Source organism: Salibacterium sp. K-3 (genome assembly GCF_054052005.1).
Genome location: NZ_JBSVZE010000001.1, coordinates 1,442,812 through 1,465,945, shown reverse-complemented (window position 1 = coordinate 1,465,945; position 23,134 = coordinate 1,442,812). Strand labels below are relative to the sequence as shown.

The following is a 23,134-nucleotide window of genomic DNA, read 5'->3' as shown; positions in this document are numbered from 1 at the left end:
TAAAACACTACCTTTTTTTTTGATTATTGACAATTGAGAAAATATCTGCATAATATTGAAATATAAGGAACCGAACACGGGATGTTTATCAACCAAGATGGAGGGATATTATAAAATATAAATGGAGTGGGAGAGGATATCATGAAAATCAAATCATATGAGTTTGACTTTGGTAAACTTTTGTTTTTTGAACGTATAAATAATCAACTGACTCAAAAAGACCTTTGTCATGGCATTTGCTCCATTACTTATCTCAGTAAAATCGAAAATGGAAAAATTTATCCTAACGCTGAGACACTTGCTTTACTTTTACAAAGAATTGGAATAGAACCCACTATATCTAGTGAAAAACCCCTTCTTGCAGTAGAATCACTTGAAAATTGGTATTTATCCATTGTTCAAGGAGAAAACTCTGACTCTATTTATAAATACAAAAAAAAAGTTGAGAAAGAAATCAACCGCATTTATTCAACAGATCTTCTTTTATACTACTATTTAGTTAAACTAAGATATTTTATCCACACGAGGATGACGAAAGAAGCCAAGGAGATACTGGAGCTGCTGAAAAAAAGCAGGGATAAGTTTACCAGCCATCACGATATGTATTACCAGTACTTCTTAGGTCTTTATCATTGCATCTTAGATTCAAACTTCCAAAGTGGCCTCAAGCAGTTTGAAAAGGTGCTTCCTTTTTTTAATGATTATCAATATCTAGATCCAGATTATTTTTATCATATCGCTTTAACCTACACCAACCTACATAGGACTAGAAGCGCAATGTTCTATATTGAAAAAGCTTTAACCATTTTTAACGAGCAGTTATTTATCAGTAAAAGTCTTGAATGTCAGCTTATTTTAAGTCTCAATTTAGGACGTTTAGAAAATTACCAGAAGGCCATTCAAATTTGTCACAACGTTATAAGAGTTTCAAAGACTCTTCAGGAACCTGTTATCCAGACGCAGGCACTCCAAAATTTAGGTTATATTTATAAAATGAAACATGATCTTGAACATTCCATGGATTACTTCTTACAAGCTCTGGAGAATATCGATTCCATTTCAGATAACTTAGAAACTTATTTAACAGTAATTATTGAACTCTCTTCCGTTTTACTAAAAAACAATCAAAGTGATGAAGCATTAAAATGGCTCTCTTCAACACTAGATTCGTTTGGGAATTGTAGCTGTTATGACCAAATAGTAGAACTTGAAGTATTAAAGCATCAATTAAACAGCAGTGATGAAAGGCTTATTAAGTACCTGGAAGAAAAAGCTATACCCCATACTTTAAGTAAAAATAAATACAATCAAACTTATTACTATTACGAACTTTTAGGCGATAAATATAAACAAATTTATAAATACAAAAAAAGTTCTTACTGCTACAAGCAATGTTTAGAATTCTTAAAGGAATTTTTATAAATGGGATAAATGTAAAAATCACCCGTTAGTTTTCTAAAAATTTTGTAAAAAAAAGGGGCGGTGTTTCTTTACAATATTTTAGCTCTCACCAAATTAGGGAAATATTTATTCTACTCTCTTTTTGCTAGAAATAAATCACGAATGTTACTTATTACCTGTTGCTGATTGTTATTTATATAAAAATGCCCCCCCTCAAAAACAACTGATTGGAATTTACCTGAAGTATAATAAGCCCAGTCATTTCTTCGTTGGTATACTTGGTAATCATCAATACCAGTAAAAGCATAAAGATCAGATTTTATAATAGCATCATCATCATGCGGTTTGTAGGAATAGCTAAAAAACATTTGGTAATCAGTGTGAATGATTGGCATGAAAATATCATACATTTTTTTATTTTCAAAAATAATTGATGGCACATTTCCGCTCATTCTTATCTTTTCTGAAAACTCTTCCATTGACAATGATCCATAATCACCCATTACCTTGTATTCGGGAGGTTGAAATCCTGAGATGATAACCTCATCAGGGATTTTCAAATTCATTGTATGTAAGCGTCTGACCAATTCGTAAGCCAAAAGTCCTCCCATACTATGTCCAAAAATAGCATACGAGTCAGTTTCATTTATCCTATCTTTAATACTTCTAATAATATCATCAACCATCTCATCAACCGATTTAATTAAAGACTCCTTTATTCGCTTTCCTCTCCCTGGTAGTTCAATTGGAACTACTTCTACACACTTTTGTAATTGCGTTTTCCACGAAAAATAAATTGATTCTGCAGATCCCCCTGCATAAGGCAAGCAAAACAGTGTTTTTTTCTCCATACTTCTTCACCCTCCTAATGTTTGTTTTTCTAAGAACAATTTATATAGGGATTCACTGTTATACTTTATAATAATGTCATTCTTGCTTTTCTTTGTAGCACAAAAAGCCATTTTATAGTTATTTTCAAAATCTAATCTTTTTAAAAAGAATTTATCATCCCCTTTAACTTTAAAGTGATTGTTCTCTACATTTTCTAACATAAAAGAATTAAGTGGAATGCTAAGTCCTTTACCTATTGCTTTAATATAGGCTTCTTTTAGAGTCCACAGTTCGTAAAAATTATTTTCATTATGCTGTCCCTTAGTGAAGGTTATATTTTCATTTTCTCCTAAGATAAATCGTTTAATTGAATCTAAATCTACTTCATTAATTAATTCTATATCAATACCTACAGCTTGTTGGTCAAATACACACACCACCCAATCCCCAGAATGAGATATATTAAAATAAATACCTTCACAATCTAAATATGGTTTTCCATATTGATTATAATAAAATACGATATCTGAATTCTTAATATTATAGCGTTTGGATAAAATCATTCGAACAAGTATATCTCCGACCAATCCTCTCTGACGGTCTTTGTTATGATAAAGCGATAGTATTTTGGATTTCTTTTTCCTATCTGTATAGGACAAGAGCTCGTCAAAGGTCTTCTTATCTAGTGCTTGTTTTATATTAACTGCATGTATAACCATCCCATCACCTCTAAAAGATATTTATAAGTGCTAAAAAATAGAGTATATCGAGATAGATTTCTTTCACCAAGATTAACTAGAACTTAACTAGAACTTATCATACTTTCCCTGACTGACGAGAAGGGTTCTTCATTTTTGCAAATCTATATCGCACCTACGAATACTACTAGCTTCTCGGTACTTACAAGTTAATTTATTATCATGCAAACCAAAATATATTAAACATTGTCGACCTCACTATATATGTTAATCCCAAAACACTTTTTTTTCTATTGAAAAATATTAGATCTGCCTTGAGATGATTGCCTCATAAATAAATTAATTTTCTCAACGTGCAGCTAATGGAGGGAAGGCAGATTTAATCTGGAGTTCAGTCAGTGGAACAGAGTATTTATTTTTTATTGATGCGGGACTAACGGCAGCATTAGCATCGGGTGATCCACCACGCTCACATATTAAGCTCACAGGAGACAGTTATCGTGTGATGCATGCGTTATCCAATTCTTAATAATTTCAAATGGGATGGCAGCCTTCTAAATTTTCGACTGCAATATTCTTAAATTCTTGGTTGCAAAACACACTTGTTCCTGAAGCTATTCATTCCAACTTCTGAAAAACCAAATGTACGTATCAAACTATTCTGAGTAAGTCCTTCACATCGTTTTTCAGCAAGTAAATTTTGTTGTTCCATCTCGATTGAAACCATAAAAAAACCCCTTTTTAGGATTCTTTGCAAAGAACCCTAAAAAAGAGGTTGTTAATTTTAAGCAACTTGCAGCCTTAAGGCTGCACTATAACTTAAGTTATGGTTTTGTTGCGATGGAGGCGATGGAACAATAATTATTTATTAATGCGATAAAGTGAAGTTTGAATTAATCAGAAGTATTACTATTAATTCACTTCCGGTTTACCTGTTTTTATCTTAATGACTTATATTCCAGTGGTTTTAAACCAGAAAGTAAGCTCTCGGCCATCTCCGGTTGATCCGGTTAAAATTGTTTATTGCGGTTTAATATCTTTTGAAGAGTGGAGTCAGCACCCAAACATATCTCTTTATCAAAAAAAGTTGTAAAACAGCTACTCAATAATCGCGCCCGATTATTAAAGAGTGAAAAAGTGACTGCTTTTATTTTTAATTTCAATTCAATATAAGGATAATTATACCTAAAGTTTAATAACTTCTTTTCCAGCAGCAACCCTTTTCGCCTCTGGATTTTCCGAATCTAATCTTCGTGCAACAGCATCGGCATCGATATTGATATCAATACCGATTTTGTCGATGATTAAATTGCGAAACGTGCTTTTTCCACTACCGTTATTCCCTGCAAATACGAAAAACACTGGTCGACGCGAATCCATTAAGCTTCACCATCATTATGAAACGGAATAATTTTACCGTCAGGAAATTCTTTTACAAGTTGTCCGTGCTGCTCATATATTATATACGTGTTGTTAGCTTTGGCATCTATTCTTGCCCGTTCTCCGGTCATCGCTGCCCATTTATCAACCCAGCCGTATTTTCGTTTGGATTCTACGTTTTGCTGTTCCCTCACAAGCATCACCGCCTTTGTTTCATTATATCAGATAGCTCGTTTCATTATACTACTTGCTTCATTTCAAAACATTTGCTTGGATACTTCACAACGATAAAGCATGAATAACTTTGATTTTAATTACATCCATCCACAAACATGGTACTCAGAAAGAAATGGGACCCTTTCACCTTCAGATGTTCTTCCAGGTTCAACTAGAACTGTATGGTGGAGATGTCACAATCAAAGACGGCTTCCATATGATGAAACAATATTTAGAAGGGCAGGCTCACACATTTTGTTTGCATCTATGCCTTACGAATTTATGAGACCACTGTTAAAGAATAAAATGCTACCTGCTGAAATCGCTGAATACTTAGTGCTGCCTGTTGATACCGTTGAACATGGAAGACAAAGAAATGGGATATTGGGAAAAAGAAGAAGCATCTTATTTTTTGGAGGTTGCTAAGGAAGATAAGAATTATATATTTTTTCTGCTTGCTTTATCTACAGGAATGCGGCCGGGTGAAATATTAGGTTTGAAATGGCGTGATATCGACCCAGACAATCAACAATTATCAGTGCTGCGTTCTTTAACCAGGCAGGGAGAATTAAAACAGCCAAAAACAAAAAGCTCCCGCAGAATGATAAGCTTAGGCGAAGATACTTTATCCACGTTAAAAAGTCATCGTACCCGACAGAAAGAAGAAAAGATGAAGGCAGGAAAGGCATATGATGATCAGAATTTTGTCATAGCCACTAAAACAGGGAATCCTGTTTTGTATCGAAATATACTTAGAACTTGGTACAGACTAACAAAGCCTTTATTTGATAAAGGAGAGCTTACGCCTATTCGCTTATATGATATGCGACATACTCATGCTTCTCTATTATTACGAGAAAATGTACATCCCAAAATTGTCAGCGAGCGTTTAGGCCATGCTTCGATTAAGATCACCCTGGACACCTATTCTCATGTTATCCCGAGTCTTCAAAAAGAAGCAGCCGATAAATTTAATAACGCTTTATTCGGATAAAGGTTTGCAATTTGTTTGCAAATCGCGTCCAGCTAAAAAATGACGCCGGGCCGAGGGTATCCTCAAACCGGCGTCATTGGCGTATTATGTATGGTGAGCCGTACTGGATTCGAACCAGTGACCTCTTGCCTGTCAAGCAAGCGTTCTCCCACTGAACTAACGGCTCCTCCTATGCTGCTGAAATAACAGCGACATTATTAATTGTAAGATGTTTTCGTCTGCGATGCAAGGGTCCTATTAAAAATTTTCAGGTTCCCGAAGGAACCTGAAAACAGCTATATTTTATCGAGTTCAGATTCAGTGTCACCTTCGCCATCCTCTTTCCGAGGTGGACGCTTGTCCTGCAACAGGGTCTTCCAGAGTCGTTTCACCTTTTTCCACATGTCAGCTTTCTCCTTTATTCATCTGGTGCCAGCGGTGCAGCACAGTGGCCAGCTGCTCCCTGGTGACAGCTTCTCTTGGATATTTTCCGTTCATCAGGTTCTTTTCTTCCGCCCATTTCCAGGCATCCCGGTGGGAAGGATTCGGGATATGATCGTTCACAGCCTCACCTCCCTGGGAAAGAATGGCTTCCAGTTTCTCCATAGTACGGGGGCCGGCGATACCATCCACCCGCAACCCATATTTACGCTGGAACGATTCGACAGCCCGTTTCGTTTCGCTTCCGAACTCACCATCCGCCCCGTACACAGAAAGATTCTCTCCGGCCTGGATCAACTGTTTCTGAAGGTTCCTGACATTTGATCCAGTGTCTCCGGCTTGCAGGGTGGATGATTCACTGCCGGATAATGGGCTGCCGGCCCAAAGAGCTGCCCTGACTTCACTCATTTCAATACCGGGACAGAGGGTTGCTGCACCGGCAAGTTCGCGGTGGCCGAGAACATCGGATACGGTAAGCCTGAACCGCTTCATGGCACGTTCCACCCTCTGATGCCAAGATCTTTCCTGTACATCAGTAAAGGAACCATTTCCAATCAGGCAGATATGATACGTGTAGGCATTGTGGCCGGCCGCTCCATTCGTGACCATGGACGGCCGGTAACAGACCTGCACCGTTCCGTCACGGAGAATAATTTCATGATAGCCGCCCGTCTGCCACTCCGGTGTAAACCGGCTCCAGGTATAGTTCCAGAAAGACCAGAAGTCACCGGTACGTGTTGCGGAGTGATGACGGATAATTTTTCGGATGCTGTGTTCGGATCTTGTCTCCGAACGCTTCGGAGTCGCGCTGCGTAGATCTTCTACCTTTGGCATAAACCGCCTCCTTTCCAAGACCCTGTATGGTAGAAATATGCGGCAGCGATGAAAAAGGGTGGGTAGGAAGCTTGAAGTATTCATGGATTTTTCATTCAGCTATTTATTTGTGCGCCTTTTGAAAGTCAATGACAATTAAAAAAAGGAGGATTCCCGAAAAAATAATCGGTCCTCCTCCTTTTTATTTCAATACAAGGTCCTCAGGGAGTCGCGGCTGTATGGCTGCAGTTCGTCCGCCCGGCTTTCCCGGACTTCTTTTCCGCGTATTCATCGGTGCGGCGGTTAGTATGCTGCCAGAAAAACTGGTCAGTCAAATACCCGTGCGCTCTGTGGATTTCGACAGCATCAACACCGATCCGTTTGGCACTGCCGCCCCTTTGGCATAGGCAGCTACCAGATCTTCATTCTCCTGCTTTGTTAACGGTTCCGATACTTTTTCTCCCGCCAGTTTCAGTCCTGACGGGCCAGCCGGCATGGCTCCTTTAGCATAAGATGCACCGGCTGAAGGAAACATTCTGCTTATTTCATGTTTTTACGCTGACGACGGTGCTCTTTTCTTGCTGATGCCGTTTCATGAAGCCTTTGTTCTTCTTCTGTATTCGGAATAACACCCGGTACTTCTACCGGCTTCCCTTCCTCATTCACTGCGACCATCGTTAAAAACGATTCTGTCGTTAATTTTTTTTCATTTGTCAATAAATCATGGGAATGCACCCGGACAAAGACTTCCATGGACGTCCGGCCGGTGGAGGTGACAAACGCTTCCAGTTCCAATGCTTCCCCGGCTTTGGCTGAAGACAGAAAATCGACCGAATCCATCGAAGCGGTAACTACGATACTGCTGCAGTGTTTCATGGCGGAAAGGGCGGCAATTTCATCAATGTAGCCCATCACCTTTCCTCCAAAGATGCTCTGAAGATGATTCGTATCGGGAGGCAGTACAAGTCTCGTCTGCACGGTTCTTGACTTCTCCATGGCATGTTCCTGTTTCATGACGGATTGCTCCTTTCCAGTGCACTCCTACAGAAAAGAGCATCCATTATCTGGATGCTCTATCCTGCCGCACGCGGATTAATTGGGATTCAGTTTTTGCGTAGATCGTGCCGGCCTCTTCTTCCGAGATATTGAACGTTTCGGACGCCTTTTTTTCGACATACGTGTCGTTTGCCGCAACATCATGTTTTTCTCCGGCCTGTTCCAGTTTATCGTATTCATCCTGCATAAAGGTGTATACGTTCCGTTCCAGCTCCGGCAGACTATCAATAACCTGTTCGGCTGTCTTGTCCATCCTATGTACCTCCTTTACATTCTGCGTCATACACTATTCAGGCGGTAAAAGCCATTTTCAATCATTCCATCCATGCATCTTATACGTTCATCATTATAACACAATTTCACGAAAGCCCAACCCCTCTCCGTAAAAAAGAAGCTGTATAAAATAGAAACAGCTCCTTTTCTGTGCTACTCCATCGTATTTAAACTGTAGATGGTATCCCGGATGTCATCGCCGTATTCGGAATAAAAGGCTTCGCTGACTTCACCATTCACGTGGTATTGGGTACCGGAGGCAGTCCGTACCAAATCAAATGAAATGGTGCCGTCTTCCCTCGTCGTCTGATAATGTGCTTCATCTCCGTTTTGAAGTGTGACCTCCTGATAGGTGGAAAGATCGGGGGCCGCACTTTCCATATAATGCGTGCCGTATGCACGAATGGTGGATGATTCATCTTCATATAGAATTTTGCCGTCCCCGTTGTCAGCCTCTTCACCGGACGGCCAGCTATCCGGATAGGTTACTTCAAACCCGAACCTTTCATTTGTGTACGTTGTACGGTCCGGATGTACGAATTCTTCAGGCTCCAAAGCTCTTGCCAGAAAGACGGAAAACTGTGCCCTTGTTACGTCTTCATTCGGACCGTATGTTCCATCCTGGTATCCTGTCGTAATGTCTGCCTGGGCGATGGCCTGTATATCGTGATAGAACACGTCTCCATCCTCCACATCGCGGAAGTAATCGGACCCCTCTCCATCCGAGAAGGCAAAAGACCGGTTCAGTACAGCAGCCATCTGACCTCTTGTCAGAGGATCGTTCGGCAGAAAAGCACCTTCACTGCCTGTGATAATTCCTTCGTCTTTCACCGCGGCAGCTTCTTCATACGCATGAAAATATTCCGTGATATCCGAAAAATCCGGGGCTGGCCTATCCCCTGTCTCCAGGTCCAGGGCCTCTACAATCATGGCGGCGGCCTGGCTCCGCTTCACCGGATCATTCGGGTGAAAACCGCCGTCTTCATATCCTGAAATTATTCCTTCTTCCGCCAGAAAAGAAATCTCGTTTTCAGCCCAGAAATCCTCTCCCACATCATGGAATGAAGGTGCAGCCGACGCGGCTGACGGCATAATAAACAGCGCTGCCAGTGCAGCACCTATACCAGCTCGTTTCATAACATCTCCTCCAGGTTATTTGTTCTGCATTTTTTTCCTATACCCCTTCATCCTGAAAATAAATCTCCTTTTTTAGAACGTATACATATGCTGTTCACAAAGCATAATGGTAAAAAAGGAGGTATCTTTATATGAACCTTTGGAACAAATGGACGGAATGGAGGGAATCGGCAAAGCAGAAGCGGATTGCTGCCATGGAACAGGAAGGAAAATGTCCGGAGTGCCGGGGACGGGGGATTCACCTGATGCCGAACGAATATTATTACACGGATCCTCTTTACTGCCCGGGGTGCGATGGCAGCGGGCTGTATTCCGACTGGTCCTCCCGCCATTACTGAAACCCTCCCCGGGCGATCGCTTTTCCATCCTGTGTCCGTGATGTCATGCTGCCTGCCACAGATGCCAGCACATACAGTGTTTCTCCTGCTGTTAACGGAGAGAGGAAGCGATGCCAGTACCGTTCGATATATCCCTTCCGATCCAACTGATCGTGTATACAGTACGCCGAAGCCCCCATGATCAACATTCCCTGCACAATTTCGGCTGGGAAACCGGCCTCTTCCGCTGCTTTTCTGTCCGTATGGACAGGCTGGTCATCGCCGGAACATTGTGCATATTCGGTGATCCACGGCCTTGAAAAAACAAGGGGAACAGCATCCCTTTCTATACGTTTTCTGTATGTCCGGGATTTGTTATTCTGTTGATGCCGTTCATCGAGCGGCCGCAGCGTAACGGTATCTGCTTCCAGCCTGATCCGGCTCTTTGTCGTCATACGCAAGGTCTCCGTTACGCGCTGAAAAGTTCCGGAAAAAAGGGACACCTCTTCCACACTTGATAAAGTAATGGAGACATCGGTCTGCATGCCTGCTGTAATTGGGGCTGCGAAACGAAAATCCTGTTTTTCAAGTATCACTCGATTTGATATCTGCTCCCACGGTTTCGCCATGCTGTTCCATAAATACATCGGAAATGTCGGGGGCATCAGAACATCCGCATAACCGTAAGACGCAGCTGTATCCGGATTATAATAGAGCGGATGGGTGTCTCTAAGACAGGAAGCCCAGGCTTTGATGTCGGAATCGGTTATCATGAAAGATTCATGGACAGCCTTACCCACTTTTGCCGGGGAGATCATCGTTTTTCTCCTTCTGCTGTATTGTGTTCCTGCACAGGACAGCCGTTCCCATTCCTCCACCGATTCCCATAGCCGCAATTCCGATCTTTGTCTGCCGTCTTTTCATTTCCGACCAGAGTCTTGTGATATTCACCGCACCAGATGCCCCGTAGGGATGTCCGAGCGCAATCGCTCCACCGCCGGTATTTACATTCTCCAGCGGCATGGAAAGTTCGCGCAAGCAGGCAAGTGTTTGGGAAGCAAACGCTTCGTTAAACTCCATTTGGCCGATGTCATTTATGTACAGTCCGTTGTTTGCAAGGCACTGTTCCACGGCCGGTACCGCGCCGATTCCCGGAATATTTGGATCCACACCGGCTGCAGCGGTATCGACCACCTCCAGTTCAGGAACCAGTCCGTATTCCTCTGCCTTTTCTTCACTCATAAGCAGTACAGCGGCTGCACCGTCATTGACCGGACAGGAATTACCCGCTGTAACAGTACCTTTCTCGACAAAAGCCGGCGGCATCCTTCGAAGCAGGGACGAACTGATATTGGTGCGGGGCCCTTCATCCTCGGTGATTCCCGGGAGAGGGACGATTTCTTCATTGTACCAACCCTGCTCTCGGGCATGGACAGCCTTACGGTGGCTTTCCGCAGCAAAAGCATCCTGATCCTGCCTTGAGATCCCGTATACTTCAGCCGTTCGTTCAGCTGCTTTGCCCATATTCGGATCTCCGATTTCTTCCGGTGAAAAACGGGCCCTTTCATAAAAGCGGGGATATTCCTTATAGGGATTAGCCGGTTTTTCCATTTTCCATGGTGCGAGGCTTACACTTTCCACACCGCCTGCTATATATACATCTCCTGCTCCGGCTTGAATCAGGCGGGAAGCAAGCGACACGGCTTCCATTCCTGAACCGCATTGACGATCGACGGTCACACCCGGAACACTTACCGGAAAGCCGGCGGCAAGCGCGGAAAGACGGGCCAGATTGCCTCCCGGACCAATCACATTTCCGAGTACCACATCATTGATGTCTTCAGCCGGAACTCCGGTTTTCTGCAGCAGATGCAGAAAAACGCCGGCGGCCATCCGCTCCGGCGTGATTTGGCGGAGACTTCCTCCTGCTTTTCCTATCGGTGTACGTCCACAGCATACAATAACCGGTTTGCGGCTCATATCTTTTCCCCTTTCTTTTCAATGAGGGCGGCTGCCTTTTTTCTTGCCGGTTTCCCACTTGTTGTAAGCGGCATTTCGTCGATCACCATCCATTGTTTCGGACATTTATAGGAAGCTGTGTGCTTCCGGCAGTAATCTTTTAATTCCTGAAGAAGCGTCTCCGTCCGGACGCCTGATGCAGGTTCGATACACGCTGCGGCTATTTCCCCCCAATACTCATCTGTCAGCCCTGTCACCGCCGCTTCTTTCACAGACGGATGGGAGGTGAGCAGCGTTTCAACTTCTTCCGGATATATATTCAGACCCCCGCTGATGATTTTGTTTTTACGACGGCCAACCAGACATAACAGCCCGTCCGGTTCCACCCGGACGATATCTCCTGATGGGACCCATTCCTCAGAATCAGGAAAAGGTTCGTTCTCATAGCCGGAAAATACCATTGGACTTTTGACAAATAATTCCCCGGCTTCTCCCGGCTGAACCTCCCAGCCCCTTTCATCCCGGATCGAAAACTCCACCGTGGAAAATGGGTGCCCCAGCGCGGACGTGCGCCTCATTACATCCTCTCCTTTACAAACGGCAACAAAGCTTAGTTCGGAAGAACCGTAAAACGACATCCACTCTGTCCCTGGAAAAAGGGAACGAAGCTTTTCCAGTCTATCCGGGGAGCACCGATCTCCGGAAATGATGCATTTTTGCAGTGGCATCTTTTGAATAGGTTCTCGTTCTAAGATTTGTCCCAAAGCCTCATACATCGTCGGCACCCCGTACATAACCGTGATGGATTCCTGCCGGCAGCGTTGAAGAAGACCCTCTGCCTGAAAAGATGATTCCAGGTAACAGGCAGCGCCGGCGTGAAGGGTGTGGAGCGCGGCAAACAAAAAGAGAGAATGGACGAGCGGACCGGGTACCGCCACTCTGTCCAGCTTTCGAATCTTTAGTTCCCTGTCCCCTTCCTGAAAACTTGTCATCCAGGACTGCTGTGTTCGAATAAAACCTTTCGGCATGCCAGTAGAGCCGGAGGTAAATCCCATATAAAACAGGGACATAGACAATTCAGCGGAAAGCGGTGCGTCTATGCTTCCGGCAGCGTCCCACGGTCGTTCACCCATTGAGGCTGCTTTGGCTCCGACCTGCAGCGGAATGATCCGGGAAATTTTTTGCCACTCGCAGAAAAAAGCGTCGTATGTCCTGTCCAAAAATAAATAATCCGGTTCTGTCCGTTTAAGGACAGCTGTTATTTCTTTGCTGCTCCATTTAGGATCCAGCGTGACCACCATCCAGCCTGCTTTTGCGGCACCGAGAACAATCTCCAGAAACTCCGGACTGTTTGGCAGAAGGACCGCCGCTTTCGAAGAGCCGTTCCCACCTTTCCGGTTCTTCAGGTGCATCCACTGCGCCATGCGGTTTGTGGTATTCTCCAGCTCTTGATAAGAAATGTCTCTGCCATCGCAGAAGACGGCTGTTTTATCCGGATAATGTTTGGCGTTTTCCCTGATTGAAGCGGCAATCGACATGACTGTGCCTCCCCTAACCTGCCTTTTTGTTCCTGTGCTCCTTCTCTTTCAATAGAAAGGGTTGGCGCCGGGCAATATGGACTGCCACATAAGAAGCCACAACCGCTTTCAGGGTGTCTCCAGGGAGAAATCCGAGAGTGCCTATTACAGCGCCCTGGTAGGTAAGATCCGAAATAAAAGTCTGATACAGTGTTCCGGCTATATGTATAAGCAGAAGTCCTCCCACTATATTCGCCGCCAATGCACCGGGCATTCGCAGATGAGGAAGCATCTTTTCCATGATCCATCCCGTTACAAACGCAGCTGCCGGCCAGGATAATATATAACCTCCACTGGGTCCGAGCAGCACACCCATACCTCCCCGTCCGCCGGACAGTATCGGCATGCCAACCGCAATTAGAGCAACCACAAGAAGCATACTTCCTCCTCCTAGCCTGGCTCCAAGCAGCGAACCGGCGAGCATGACACCGAGTGTCTGAGCCGTAACAGGCACCGGGGTCATGGGGATCGGTATCGGCGGAAGCAGACCCAGCACTCCGACGACTGCAGCAAACATAGCCATATACATCATATTTCTCGTATTCATTGCGAACGCCTCCTGTCCATCTATAAAACACAATGTAAACGATAAAAAAATAAATGTCAACCTACAATATTGTAAGTTGACATTTGTAAGTGTATTACTCGGCTGTCTGCCGCCCATTTCTGTTTTTTGGTTCGCTCTGTCTGGCAAACCCCTGCTGGCGGAACTCTTTACGCTTTTTTTTCGACCAGGTGTTATAATCCTGCAGAAACGCTTCATAGTCATCCGCCACTTCCTGCAGTGTTCCGGATTTTTTAATTTCACCGAATTCCAGCCATATTGCTTTCGTGCAGAATTCCTTGATCTGGGTCAAAGAGTGGCTGACGAAAAACATGGTTTTTCTCCGTTCCTTAAATTCCTTCATTTTTTCAAGGCTTTTTTTAGCAAATGCTTTATCTCCGACCGACAATGCTTCATCCACAATTAATATATCCGGGTCAATGCTGACATTGATGGAAAAACCAAGCCTTGATTTCATCCCTTTGGAATAGGATTTAACAGGCTGATCAATAAATTTATCCATTTCTGCAAACTCAATGATCTCCGGCTCCAGATTTTTGATTTCTTTGCGGGTAAAACCAAGCATCAAACATTTCATCTCGATGTTTTCCCGCCCCGTCAGTTTATTGTTCAACCCGGAAGATACATCGATGATCGCCGGTTCTCCCCGGATCTCAAGCTCACCGCTCGTCTGAGGCACGATGCCTGCGATGATGTTGGATAGGGTGGATTTTCCGGAACCGTTGACCCCGAGCAGTCCGATAATATCCCCTTCGTCTGCTTCAAAGGAGACATCACGGAGCGCATAAAAGGATTCCCCGTACTCTCCGGGAAGCATCAGATCCTTCAGGCGTTCGGACTGTCCGGCGTATAATTTGAATGTTTTTGTGATGTTTTCCGCCGATACCACAGCAGACATACGTTCCCCTCCCCTCTGCCTAAAGAAAATCAATAAAATGCTTGCGAAAACGGACATGGAGCAGCGCACCGATCGTAAACAGCAGCACGACAAGCCCCCAGAAATAGAGCGTATACTGCCAGTTCTCCACCATATACCAGGATCCGCCGAAAAAAGCAGCGCGGTAGCCTTCCGCCAGATAATAGAGCGGATTCAGCTTCATCAGATTCTGAACCACCTCCGGCAGACGATCCGAGACCCATAGAAAAGGACTAATATACAGAAACACCCGTATCGTAGACTGAATAAACATCTGTATATCACGGATGACCGTTGTTAATGTGGACGTAATTAACAGCACTGCGGTGATAAGCATCAGCATGCTGGCTAAAAAATAGGGGAACTGAATATAATACATCGATATCCTGTAATCGGTGAACTGCATATACACAGCGACTAACAACAGAATAGCCAGGTGCGGATACAGTTTTGATACCATGACATAGACCGGAATGATGCTCGATGGAAAATTCATTTTTGACACAAGGCGGATTTTTGAATAAATGGCTTTGGATCCCTGCGTTACAGCCGGATGGACAAAAAACCAGATCGTGATTCCCGCCGACATCCAGTTCAAATAGGGAATACCGTCCACGGCACTATGTTCGCCTCGGATGCCGTAGCCGAATACAAACCAGTAGATGGCCATAAAAAAGAGGGGGGTAATCAGCTCCCATGCTTCCCCCAGATAATTATTATTGTTTTTAATTTTTATTTCATAAAGAGCAAGCCGGTTGATTAATTGTATATTGTCCCAAAGCTCTTTGGCAATATTCAGGGCTGCTTTCATTATTATCCCTCTTTTTCATCCGTTTCTTCCTCCGGAAAAACGGCCTCCGTCACTTTCCTGGCGGCATTGCCGTCTTCCAGGGCGTGAAAGGAGTCTTCAAAGCGGCGGATATGGGTGTCGTACCTCGTCCGTATCGTATCGGAATGTTTGATTTCCTCCAACAATGATTCCGTCGTTTTCACAAGCGGACCCGGCGCTTCGTTTTCAAAATCAAAGTAAAAACCACGCAGCGTGTCCCGGTAGCTGTCGATATCATACACATAAAAGATCATCGGGCGCTGAAGTACCCCGTAGTCAAACATGACCGAGGAGTAATCCGTGATCAGCATGTCACTGACGATATAAAGATCACGGATATCTTCATAACGGGAAGCATCCACCGCGAAATCTTCCCATCCTCTCAGATCAAGATGGTCGGCAACCAGATAGTGCAGGCGGAAAATCAGAAAATATTCCTCTCCCAGCTGTTCTCTCATCCTGTCCATATTCATCTGCACGGTGAATTTATATTTTCCGATAAAATGATATTCATTATCCCGCCAAGTCGGGGCATACAAAATGACTTTTTTCCCTTCCGGAATGCCGAGGCGTTCTTTTACGCTGCGGATGTCATCCTGTGTATAATGGAATAAATAATCATTTCTGGGATAACCGGTTTTCAGCATTGTCTCGTGGAAATCGAACGCCCGTTCAAATATTTCCGCGGAGTATTCGTTTGGCGCAACCAGATAACTCCACCTACTGGCTTCAGCAACAAAATTTTTCTTATACATTTCCGTGGTCGTACCCGGCATGTGGACTTCTTCCATGTCGAGCGCCAGTTTTTTGAGCGGAGTGCCGTGCCAGGTCTGGAGATAGACCGTGTCCGCCGGTTTCGGTATCCACTTCGGAAGCCTGCTGTTGAACACCCAGTATTTCGCTCTCATCATGACAATAAACCATCGCAGGGAAAAGCGGTGGATCGTACGTACTCCGTGTTTTTCAAAATAGTGCCTGTAGCGGTGGTCGATGCTCCAGTAATAAGTGAAGTTGCGGTCCTGCTGCTTCAGTTCTTCATAAACAGCTCTCGGATTGCAGCTGTACTGCTTTCCGAGGAAGCTTTCAAACACGATGATTTTTTCTTTTTTCGGCAGTTTCCCGACCAAGCCGAATACATTGCGGTAGACGTTTCTTATTGTTTTAGACTTTTTGAACTTCTTCCATTTTTTCATCACTTGTTTCTTCCGTCGGTTGAACGGTTTTTTGATACGTTTGTTAAACCTTTTTTGCCAGCGTTTATTCATAAGACTTCGTTACCCCTCTTTACTTACCCGGTACTCATTTTTTCCGTCCGCTCTATTATATAATGTTCACGGAGGAAAAAACAAAAAAAGAGAGAAAAAATCCCTCTTTTTTAGTAAGCATTCGCAAGAAGCAGTTCGTTTTTAATTTTTGTCGTGGAAATGTTGGCGGTTCTCGGCAGATACATCACATCGCATAAGGATGCGAGTTGGTCAAAGCTGCCTTTCCAGTCATCTCCCATAACAAGAAGATCTACATCGTGATGGATGATATCTTCTTTTTTCTGGTTCCAGTCGTTTTCCGGAATGACTTCATCCACATACCGGACCGCTTCCAGAATTAATTTGCGCTGTTCATAAGGATAATACGCTTTTTTATCTTTTACGGCGTTAAATTCATCGGTCGAAATCGCAACAATGAGATAATCTCCCATGTCTTTCGCCCGTTTTAATAGATTTATATGACCCCAGTGCAGCAGATCAAAAGTGCCGTACGTAATTACTTTCTTCATCTGTAATCCTCCTAGTTTCAGACAAACATGGGTGTTTTTTACTTTTTATAATCCCTTTTACGTTCCTTTAATAATCTTAATGAAAAATATAGGAGATATTCATTGACTTTCAGAATTATATCATACAAGTCACGGCTGGACTATCTTCTTTCCATCAAATATCGGCATAATAGTATAAAAAAATATGTGAAAATCTCAAAAATGGATCATTATGTGAAAGGCGGCAAGCCTTTACGGTATGCCGCCTGCGGGTGATTTATTTTTTCGTGAAAAGCTGTCCTTTGTACCCATCTTCGGTCTTTTCCTCGGCCCGGGCTATTCGGCCCTCTTCAGTCAGTTTTTCACAGGCAGCTAGCACATCTTCCAGTGTTTTCTCCCCGTCGTACAGCTCTTCATTGATCTCCGCCGGGGTGAATACCCGGTTGGCGCTTGCCTCCACTTTAATGTTGTTAATGAAATCTTCAATCTCCTGCTGCACGTTTATCCTGTCCTTTCTTCAACATACCTTTACATTATTAATAATTTATTCCTTTCCTCCAATGCCACTTCCCGATTTTTTTTAAACATCTTTTTAAATCGTGTTCGTATTCTTTTGTCCATAAAAAAGCCTTTCCCCGACGCATATAGGGGGAAAGGCCTGCTAATTAATCATGGTTTTCTTTTTTCCAGTGGTGGGGATGCGGGGGGATGAACTGCCTGTCTTCGAGTTTGGCATACCCTTCATCCAGCTGTTCTTTCATTTCTTCGCGTTTTTCCTCCGGAACAACTCCGAACTCCGCATACTTATCAATCAGAGTTTTTCTTTTTTCCAGAATGCTCGAATGAATCTCAGCCAGTTCTTTCTGCTGCGCTTCTGTTAATTCCACCTGCTGTTCTTCTGCCTGTTCTTCTCCGGCAGCAGCTCCTGCAGGTGCTGCTGTTACGAGCATGACAGCTGCAGCCGGAATCCATATCCATTTTTGGTTCATCCGTATCCTCCTTTTACCTATACTGCCCCTATTTTGTGAAATACGAGGAATTTCATTCATTATTTTCTTGTGTAATTTGTCATGGTTTCTCAAAAAGTAAAAACAGGGGGTGATGACCATAGCACAGGATGTCCTATGTGAAGTGCACAACTGCCATTACTGGGAAGAGGGAAACCTTTGCAGCGCCGACAGAATTTATGTAGTCAGCCATAAAGGCGAACAGGCTTCCAATGAACACGAAACCGACTGCAAAACGTTTGAAAAAGCCCACTGACATTGTTAAGAACAGAAGGGGCCGTCCCAAACAAAGGACGGCCCCTTCTACTTAAAACGCAAGGTTAAATATGGCGCTGATGACTACAATAAGTCCGATAATCATAAGTATGGTACGTATCATTTCTGCAACATCCTCTCTTTCATGTTAGTTTCAGCTTTCCCGATTCCGCATACCTGCAAACACCATCCTTTAAATAGAGCGGTTAAATACCTGGTGCATCGGGAAACAAATAGAAGAAGGGGGAACAAGCCATGAGAGTGAAGAAGGCGTACCATTTTTTGAAGACACTTACCGGAGAAATGGATGAAGACAGGGCTTTCGGCCTGGCAGCCGAACAAGCCTTTTATTATATGCTGTCCCTGTTTCCACTGCTTATTTTATTCCTTTCTATCCTTCCTTATTTTTCCGTTGAAGGTACAGAAGTGATACATTTCATCGAAACAGCACTTCCCCCTCAGACATCGGGGATGGTGAAAGAGAATGTCTTTAACATCATTGAGAACAAGAATACCGGACTGCTTACTTTTGGAATCATCGGGACTATCTGGTCTGCTTCGACCGGCATGAATGCATTTATCAAAGCGATGAATCAGGCTTTCAATGTAGAGACGCCCAGGGCTTTCTGGAAGACCCGCTTTTTGTCTATACTGCTGACCTTAGCACTGCTAATCGTCATTATTCTTGTATTTGTTTTATCTGTTTTTGGGGAGATGCTGCTTCAGGCAGTAACCTCCTACCTTCCGATGAAAGAGCAGACGGAGGTTCTGCTGCAGATGGTGCGCCGCCTGTTAAGCGTTCTTGTTATGATTGCTCTGCTCTGCAGCTTGTATTACTTCGGCCCCTATATCCGGGTTCCGATGAAATATGTGCTTCCCGGAGCTGTGACCGCTACGGTGCTGTGGCAGGTTATTTCCGCCGGATTCTCCTTTTATGTACAGCAGTTCGGCAATTATTCGGCGACCTACGGGAGTCTCGGAGGCGTTATTGTGCTGATGCTGTGGCTTTTTCTAACAGGACTGTCCCTTGTCATCGGCGGGGAAATCAATGCCGTGCTGCACCAGCGAAAAAACCTCACATGAGGGTTTGGCGTCTTTTTTCAAGCTTGCTGCGCCACTTATCGGCCAGCGGCTTTACCTTCAGAATATCCTCGACGGCTTCCAGGTTTTTACGGTCATGAAAATAAGTATAGTTGGCATACAGAACACTAATCCGGTTCTCCTCTTCTTCCACAAGTTCAATTTGCGAGTCCGGACAGACTTCTCCTTCCTGCAGGACTCTGCATAAATAACCGGTAAATCCTGTTTCGATCATACGGTTCATCAATTCCGGAATCCCGGTCCGCCTGTTGACCGTATCACATGGAATTCTGCCCTGTGTGACCTGAATCATGGCTGTGCCGGCTTTATATATATTTCCTATGTAAACGTTTTCTTCTCTCATGTGGGTAACGGTAAGGTTTTCACCAAACGCAGCCTGCTCCAGATCTGTTTCAAATTCTGCTTCCCATTTACGGTAATGTTCCCATGGGTAAATACAAACCGCCCGGTCCGGACCGCCGTGATTTTTTTTATCTGCCACATCATCTCCGTGAAAACCGCTTTTGTGCAGAAACACGTTCGATACTGATTTTTTTCGTATACCGGTATGCAGGGTGCGGCCGCGCTCATCCTTAATATTACGGGGAAGTCCTGCGGCAAGATGGTATATGGAGGGAGCGGGGGAATGCATGTTAAACCACACCTTTTTATGCTTATCTTATCATGTACATGACCAGATAAAAAGCGAGTGCAAAGACGAAGTGTAAGCAAACTGAAAAAGTTTTATACTAAAACTTATGAGAAAAATGTCGAAAATAGAAGAAAGGGGGATTAGATGGATGAAGAACAAAGAAGTACTTGACGCGATTAACAAATTTCAACATATGCTGGAAACGTATCCGGATTCTAAAAATTCCGTACAGGATTTTCGAAATTTTATGCGCTATTTTCTAAGACTAAAACCAGCGGATCAACCGCTGCCGACCCTTGAAATCATGTCCATACTTAAACAGAATAAACCCACAGTGTTTCAGACCTTGAAACAGCAGGGAAAAACAGACAACGTTCTCGGACTTCTGACAGAAACTTCTATCACTCCGGAAACGGCGGAGTCCCGGTTGAAAGAATATGCAGACAGTATATCCTGACTGCTGATCAAAGCGGATCAGACAATACAGAAATAATTCGAGTTTGGGACAAAACCATTCATAACTAAAAAATTCCGAACGATTATTCAGGGAATCGTTCGGAATTTTTGCTGTGCATCCTTTACCGTTCCGTCAACACACTTCGCTTTCCGCGGGCACGGCTCGAGCCTATTTTCATCGCGGTATACTAAATGTTCGAATTTTATTTAATACTTATATCTATTGTCCCAGATTCCTTTATTTTCGAATGGAACATGTCATCTGCGCCCGGCGAGCATTCGTTTTCCTTTTTTAAGCAAATATCCGAGAAAAATCGACTTTATCACTTTTTTGATCATAGTACGGCCTCCTTTTGATACCTTTCATACCTTTTTTTCCGGGGATCCAAACATAGGCAATCTTTTCGGTGGTGGAACGTTTTTACCTGAATAGGTGCTGCCATAAGAAAGAAGACGCCGCCATAATCCGGCAGCGCCTTTTCTGCTATTTTCTGTAACGCCGTATTGTTTTCTGGGTTTCATTGACGTCCTTGAACAACCGGTATGGTTTACTGATTACACGGCTTGGCAGGGAAAAAAAGAAGTGACTCAGATCTTCCCTGGATTCTTTCGTGATACGGGAAGGTTTTGTTGTAATACGATGATACATTTCATCGTACAATTCATTCATGATATCAATATCAATTTCTATCGTCCGGCTGCACTGCTGACAGGTAATGGTCGAGATTTCTTCATTAATATACTCAATCGTATGAGTAACATCTTCTTTGCAATGAATACAATAAAGGTCGGCTTTCATTTCATGCGTTTTCAACCTGATCACCTCTTTTTCATGCATCAGAACCCCCGCCATCCTGCGCGAACAGCCGGTTTACTGTTCCTGGAGCCGGCGTAGTCTCCAGATGGTGGATTCTTTTGTCTGCTCAATATCATTATACGTCAATGTCTCCCCTTTTTGCACATCACGTACAACTTTTACATTGCCATCCACCAATCCGATCGGAAATGCTTCGGCCTGATCGGCTTCTGTTTTTTCCATCAGCGTGCCATATACGCTGTACCCGCCGATACTGTCGAGAAATTCTCCCTGCTTCAGATCCTTTTTCGCGGTGGCGATCGTTTCTGCCTGCCGCCCGTAATTTGGAGCGATGGTTGCTTCCTTGTCGAAATAGGCTCGGGCTACCGTTAACGGCGTCTCCAGACTGGTAAGATGATAAGGGCGGTAAAGCGTATAGTGAGGCCCGTTTCCGAGTTTTACATACTTTAGTTCTTCATGCACTTCTTCATTGTGGGAGGTAATAACAGCGAACACTCCGGGAGCCACACCCTGAACATATTCCACAATACCGGTGTCATTCAGTTCACCCCCGTTTTCTTTCAGCTGAAAAATATCAGCCAGTTCATCCACGGATGCTTTAAACCCGTGCATCCCTGTCTGATCTGGTGAAAAACCAGTTGCATTCGCTACCGCGTTCATTTCCACCATCGTTTTCGTGCCGTCCTGGAAGGAAGCAAGCATTTTCGGGGAGGCACCTTTTTCTTTTGCTTCAGCTTCCGCTGTGGATGGGTTGGCTTCCACATTCAGAGGATTATTTTTCCCTTTACCGAGGGCAATCACCTCAAAGCCGAGCGCGTCAGCAAAATCATAAAGTTCCATGACCGCTCCCGGCTCATCTCCTGCCGATCCGGTATAGACAACACCGGCGCTGTCCGCCAGTTTTTTCAGAATCGGACCGACGGTAACATCTGCTTCCACGTTCAGCATTACTATATGCTTCTGATGAAGAATGGCTTCCCAGGCAATAGAAGCGCCGACGTTCGGTATGCCGGTTGCATCCACTACCACATCTACTGCGGGCAGAGCCGCCACTTTTTTTGCATCGGAGAAAGCAGTTACTTTCCCTTCTTCGACCGCACGCACCGCTTCCTCTTCCTTATCAGTCTGAACAATATCTTCATCTGGTATTCCGGCATTCTTATAGGCGTTCACCACATTGGATATATCTATATCGGCTGTCGCAACAACCTTCATACCTTTCATTCCCTCAATTTGAGAAATCATGCCGCGCCCCATCTGCCCGGCTCCGATCAGCCCCACTTTAATATAGTTCCCCTGTTCCTGGAACGCTGCCAGTTTTTTGTTCATTCCTAGCATTGTATTCTCCTCCTTCAGCTGTTTTTGCGAAACTGTATCTTCGAACTTGTTGTTATATTATTATTGATACCGTTTTCCAAACAGATCGTACCCGGCATATCCGATTCTCTTTCCCCATTGAACTGCAGTGTCGCATGTCCTAAATCATCCATCGTTTCGTTCACTTTGCTTCCGACAAACAGTATCTTATAAGGAGTGTCATCAATGACAAACTCATCGCCTTCCTCAATGCGGCCGGAAACCTCTTTGCCATTATGGATCACGGAAATCTCTTTCAAATCGTCCGTTGCAGACTCATTAAACAAGATCAGAATATTATCCTCCAGCATTAATTCAACTTCCGGGCCGATTGTTGTTACATCAGCTTCAAAATAGGTTGACATGCTCTAAAGCC

At 44.0% G+C, this 23,134-nt stretch carries 29 protein-coding genes, 1 tRNA gene and 1 pseudogene; 7 read left to right on the top strand and 24 right to left on the bottom strand.

All coding sequences use genetic code 11. The features are described from left to right. The first annotated feature begins 141 nt into the window (after positions 1-141). Positions 142-1,422 carry a helix-turn-helix domain-containing protein gene (locus tag ACW9JV_RS07335; RefSeq protein WP_457332824.1) on the top strand — a complete coding sequence of 427 codons (1,281 nt, stop codon included), beginning with the start codon at positions 142-144 and terminating at the stop codon, positions 1,420-1,422. Between the two features lie 110 nt (positions 1,423-1,532). On the opposite strand, the gene ACW9JV_RS07330 is transcribed toward ACW9JV_RS07335, so the two are convergent. The 4 genes from ACW9JV_RS07330 to ACW9JV_RS07315 form a co-directional block, all read right to left on the bottom strand. Next, the gene (locus ACW9JV_RS07330) at positions 1,533-2,252 is read right to left on the bottom strand and encodes a thioesterase II family protein (protein WP_457332822.1); all 720 of its coding nucleotides are present in this window, start codon (positions 2,250-2,252) and stop codon (positions 1,533-1,535) included. Between the two features lie 6 nt (positions 2,253-2,258). Further along, positions 2,259-2,951 (bottom strand): 4'-phosphopantetheinyl transferase family protein, encoded by a 693-nt coding sequence (locus ACW9JV_RS07325; RefSeq protein WP_457332820.1) that lies wholly within the window; start codon positions 2,949-2,951, stop codon positions 2,259-2,261. A 1,164-nt stretch (positions 2,952-4,115) separates the two neighbouring features. Continuing rightward, positions 4,116-4,310, bottom strand: coding sequence for a hypothetical protein (locus ACW9JV_RS07320; protein ID WP_457332818.1), 195 nt, complete (start codon positions 4,308-4,310; stop codon positions 4,116-4,118). Further along, the gene (locus tag ACW9JV_RS07315) at positions 4,310-4,510 is read right to left on the bottom strand and encodes a hypothetical protein (protein WP_457334638.1); all 201 of its coding nucleotides are present in this window, start codon (positions 4,508-4,510) and stop codon (positions 4,310-4,312) included. The genes ACW9JV_RS07320 and ACW9JV_RS07315 overlap by 1 nt, the downstream gene beginning before the upstream one ends. A 94-nt stretch (positions 4,511-4,604) precedes the next feature. Here ACW9JV_RS07315 and ACW9JV_RS07310 point away from each other — a divergent pair, with 94 nt between their 5' ends. After that, positions 4,605-4,952: a zinc-ribbon domain-containing protein gene (locus ACW9JV_RS07310; RefSeq protein ID WP_457332816.1), complete on the top strand. Its 348-nt coding sequence runs from the start codon at positions 4,605-4,607 to the stop codon at positions 4,950-4,952. Further along, the gene (locus ACW9JV_RS07305) at positions 4,888-5,520 is read left to right on the top strand and encodes a site-specific integrase (RefSeq protein ID WP_457332814.1); all 633 of its coding nucleotides are present in this window, start codon (positions 4,888-4,890) and stop codon (positions 5,518-5,520) included. Before ACW9JV_RS07310 ends, ACW9JV_RS07305 begins: the two co-directional genes overlap by 65 nt. Positions 5,521-5,611: 91 nt before the next feature. On the opposite strand, the gene ACW9JV_RS07300 is transcribed toward ACW9JV_RS07305, so the two are convergent. The 6 genes and pseudogenes from ACW9JV_RS07300 to ACW9JV_RS07275 form a co-directional block, all read right to left on the bottom strand. Further along, positions 5,612-5,686: transfer RNA gene (locus tag ACW9JV_RS07300), tRNA-Val, on the bottom strand. Between the two features lie 218 nt (positions 5,687-5,904). Continuing rightward, a complete protein-coding gene (locus tag ACW9JV_RS07295) occupies positions 5,905-6,774 on the bottom strand; it encodes a peptidoglycan recognition protein family protein (RefSeq protein WP_457332812.1) in 870 nt (289 codons plus the stop codon). 263 nt (positions 6,775-7,037) lie between these two features. Continuing rightward, positions 7,038-7,252 (bottom strand): annotated as a pseudogene (locus tag ACW9JV_RS07290) (oxidoreductase); the annotation flags it as partial. Positions 7,253-7,293: 41 nt separating this feature from the next. Beyond that, positions 7,294-7,767, bottom strand: a complete 474-nt coding sequence (locus ACW9JV_RS07285; protein ID WP_457332810.1) for an acyl-CoA thioesterase — start codon at positions 7,765-7,767, stop codon at positions 7,294-7,296. Between the two features lie 46 nt (positions 7,768-7,813). Beyond that, positions 7,814-8,062 carry a hypothetical protein gene (locus tag ACW9JV_RS07280; RefSeq protein WP_457332808.1) on the bottom strand — a complete coding sequence of 83 codons (249 nt, stop codon included), beginning with the start codon at positions 8,060-8,062 and terminating at the stop codon, positions 7,814-7,816. 173 nt (positions 8,063-8,235) lie between these two features. Then, positions 8,236-9,219: an S-layer homology domain-containing protein gene (locus ACW9JV_RS07275; protein WP_457332806.1), complete on the bottom strand. Its 984-nt coding sequence runs from the start codon at positions 9,217-9,219 to the stop codon at positions 8,236-8,238. A 131-nt stretch (positions 9,220-9,350) separates the two neighbouring features. Between ACW9JV_RS07275 and ACW9JV_RS07270 the strand changes: the two genes are divergently transcribed. Then, positions 9,351-9,557: a methionine aminopeptidase gene (locus tag ACW9JV_RS07270; RefSeq protein ID WP_457332804.1), complete on the top strand. Its 207-nt coding sequence runs from the start codon at positions 9,351-9,353 to the stop codon at positions 9,555-9,557. Here ACW9JV_RS07270 and ACW9JV_RS07265 read toward each other — a convergent pair. The 10 genes from ACW9JV_RS07265 to ACW9JV_RS07220 form a co-directional block, all read right to left on the bottom strand. Further along, positions 9,551-10,354 (bottom strand): MaoC family dehydratase, encoded by an 804-nt coding sequence (locus ACW9JV_RS07265; protein WP_457332802.1) that lies wholly within the window; start codon positions 10,352-10,354, stop codon positions 9,551-9,553. The two genes, ACW9JV_RS07270 and ACW9JV_RS07265, sit on opposite strands and share 7 nt — an antisense overlap. Further along, entirely contained in the window at positions 10,329-11,516 is a 1,188-nt protein-coding gene (locus tag ACW9JV_RS07260; RefSeq protein ID WP_457332800.1) for a thiolase family protein, read from the bottom strand. The genes ACW9JV_RS07265 and ACW9JV_RS07260 overlap by 26 nt, the downstream gene beginning before the upstream one ends. Next, entirely contained in the window at positions 11,513-13,033 is a 1,521-nt protein-coding gene (locus ACW9JV_RS07255; protein WP_457332798.1) for an AMP-binding protein, read from the bottom strand. The genes ACW9JV_RS07260 and ACW9JV_RS07255 overlap by 4 nt, the downstream gene beginning before the upstream one ends. A gap of 13 nt (positions 13,034-13,046) precedes the next feature. Next, entirely contained in the window at positions 13,047-13,619 is a 573-nt protein-coding gene (locus ACW9JV_RS07250) for a biotin transporter BioY (RefSeq protein ID WP_457332796.1), read from the bottom strand. Positions 13,620-13,713: 94 nt separating this feature from the next. Continuing rightward, complete coding sequence (gene tagH, locus ACW9JV_RS07245) at positions 13,714-14,535, bottom strand: teichoic acids export ABC transporter ATP-binding subunit TagH (RefSeq protein ID WP_457332794.1); 822 nt, start codon at positions 14,533-14,535, stop codon at positions 13,714-13,716. A 19-nt stretch (positions 14,536-14,554) separates the two neighbouring features. Continuing rightward, positions 14,555-15,364, bottom strand: coding sequence for an ABC transporter permease (locus ACW9JV_RS07240; RefSeq protein ID WP_457332792.1), 810 nt, complete (start codon positions 15,362-15,364; stop codon positions 14,555-14,557). Positions 15,365-15,366: 2 nt separating this feature from the next. Continuing rightward, positions 15,367-16,647: a CDP-glycerol glycerophosphotransferase family protein gene (locus ACW9JV_RS07235; RefSeq protein ID WP_457332789.1), complete on the bottom strand. Its 1,281-nt coding sequence runs from the start codon at positions 16,645-16,647 to the stop codon at positions 15,367-15,369. A 110-nt stretch (positions 16,648-16,757) separates the two neighbouring features. Continuing rightward, positions 16,758-17,156 (bottom strand): glycerol-3-phosphate cytidylyltransferase, encoded by a 399-nt coding sequence (tagD, locus tag ACW9JV_RS07230; protein ID WP_457332787.1) that lies wholly within the window; start codon positions 17,154-17,156, stop codon positions 16,758-16,760. 256 nt (positions 17,157-17,412) lie between these two features. After that, positions 17,413-17,634 (bottom strand): hypothetical protein, encoded by a 222-nt coding sequence (locus ACW9JV_RS07225; RefSeq protein WP_457332785.1) that lies wholly within the window; start codon positions 17,632-17,634, stop codon positions 17,413-17,415. 166 nt (positions 17,635-17,800) lie between these two features. Continuing rightward, entirely contained in the window at positions 17,801-18,124 is a 324-nt protein-coding gene (locus tag ACW9JV_RS07220; RefSeq protein WP_457332783.1) for a DUF2680 domain-containing protein, read from the bottom strand. 118 nt (positions 18,125-18,242) lie between these two features. Here ACW9JV_RS07220 and ACW9JV_RS07215 point away from each other — a divergent pair, with 118 nt between their 5' ends. Continuing rightward, the gene (locus ACW9JV_RS07215; protein ID WP_457334636.1) at positions 18,243-18,398 is read left to right on the top strand and encodes a DUF1540 domain-containing protein; all 156 of its coding nucleotides are present in this window, start codon (positions 18,243-18,245) and stop codon (positions 18,396-18,398) included. A 254-nt stretch (positions 18,399-18,652) separates the two neighbouring features. After that, entirely contained in the window at positions 18,653-19,480 is an 828-nt protein-coding gene (locus ACW9JV_RS07210; RefSeq protein WP_457332781.1) for a YihY/virulence factor BrkB family protein, read from the top strand. Here ACW9JV_RS07210 and ACW9JV_RS07205 read toward each other — a convergent pair. Next, positions 19,473-20,129: an MOSC domain-containing protein gene (locus ACW9JV_RS07205; RefSeq protein ID WP_457332779.1), complete on the bottom strand. Its 657-nt coding sequence runs from the start codon at positions 20,127-20,129 to the stop codon at positions 19,473-19,475. The two genes, ACW9JV_RS07210 and ACW9JV_RS07205, sit on opposite strands and share 8 nt — an antisense overlap. A 148-nt stretch (positions 20,130-20,277) precedes the next feature. On the opposite strand from ACW9JV_RS07205, the gene ACW9JV_RS07200 reads away from it, so the two are divergent. Then, on the top strand, positions 20,278-20,586 hold the full coding sequence (locus ACW9JV_RS07200; RefSeq protein ID WP_457332777.1) for a hypothetical protein: 309 nt from the start codon (positions 20,278-20,280) through the stop codon (positions 20,584-20,586). Between the two features lie 483 nt (positions 20,587-21,069). On the opposite strand, the gene ACW9JV_RS07195 is transcribed toward ACW9JV_RS07200, so the two are convergent. Genes ACW9JV_RS07195 through ACW9JV_RS07185 form a run of 3 tightly spaced genes read right to left on the bottom strand, consistent with a single transcriptional unit; the run spans position 21,070 to position 23,123 of the window. Further along, on the bottom strand, positions 21,070-21,423 hold the full coding sequence (locus tag ACW9JV_RS07195; protein WP_457332775.1) for a bh protein: 354 nt from the start codon (positions 21,421-21,423) through the stop codon (positions 21,070-21,072). A gap of 33 nt (positions 21,424-21,456) precedes the next feature. Next, positions 21,457-22,740: an NAD(P)H-dependent oxidoreductase gene (locus ACW9JV_RS07190; protein WP_457332773.1), complete on the bottom strand. Its 1,284-nt coding sequence runs from the start codon at positions 22,738-22,740 to the stop codon at positions 21,457-21,459. Positions 22,741-22,754: 14 nt separating this feature from the next. After that, entirely contained in the window at positions 22,755-23,123 is a 369-nt protein-coding gene (locus ACW9JV_RS07185; protein WP_457332771.1) for a PTS glucitol/sorbitol transporter subunit IIA, read from the bottom strand. Positions 23,124-23,134 lie beyond the last annotated feature (11 nt).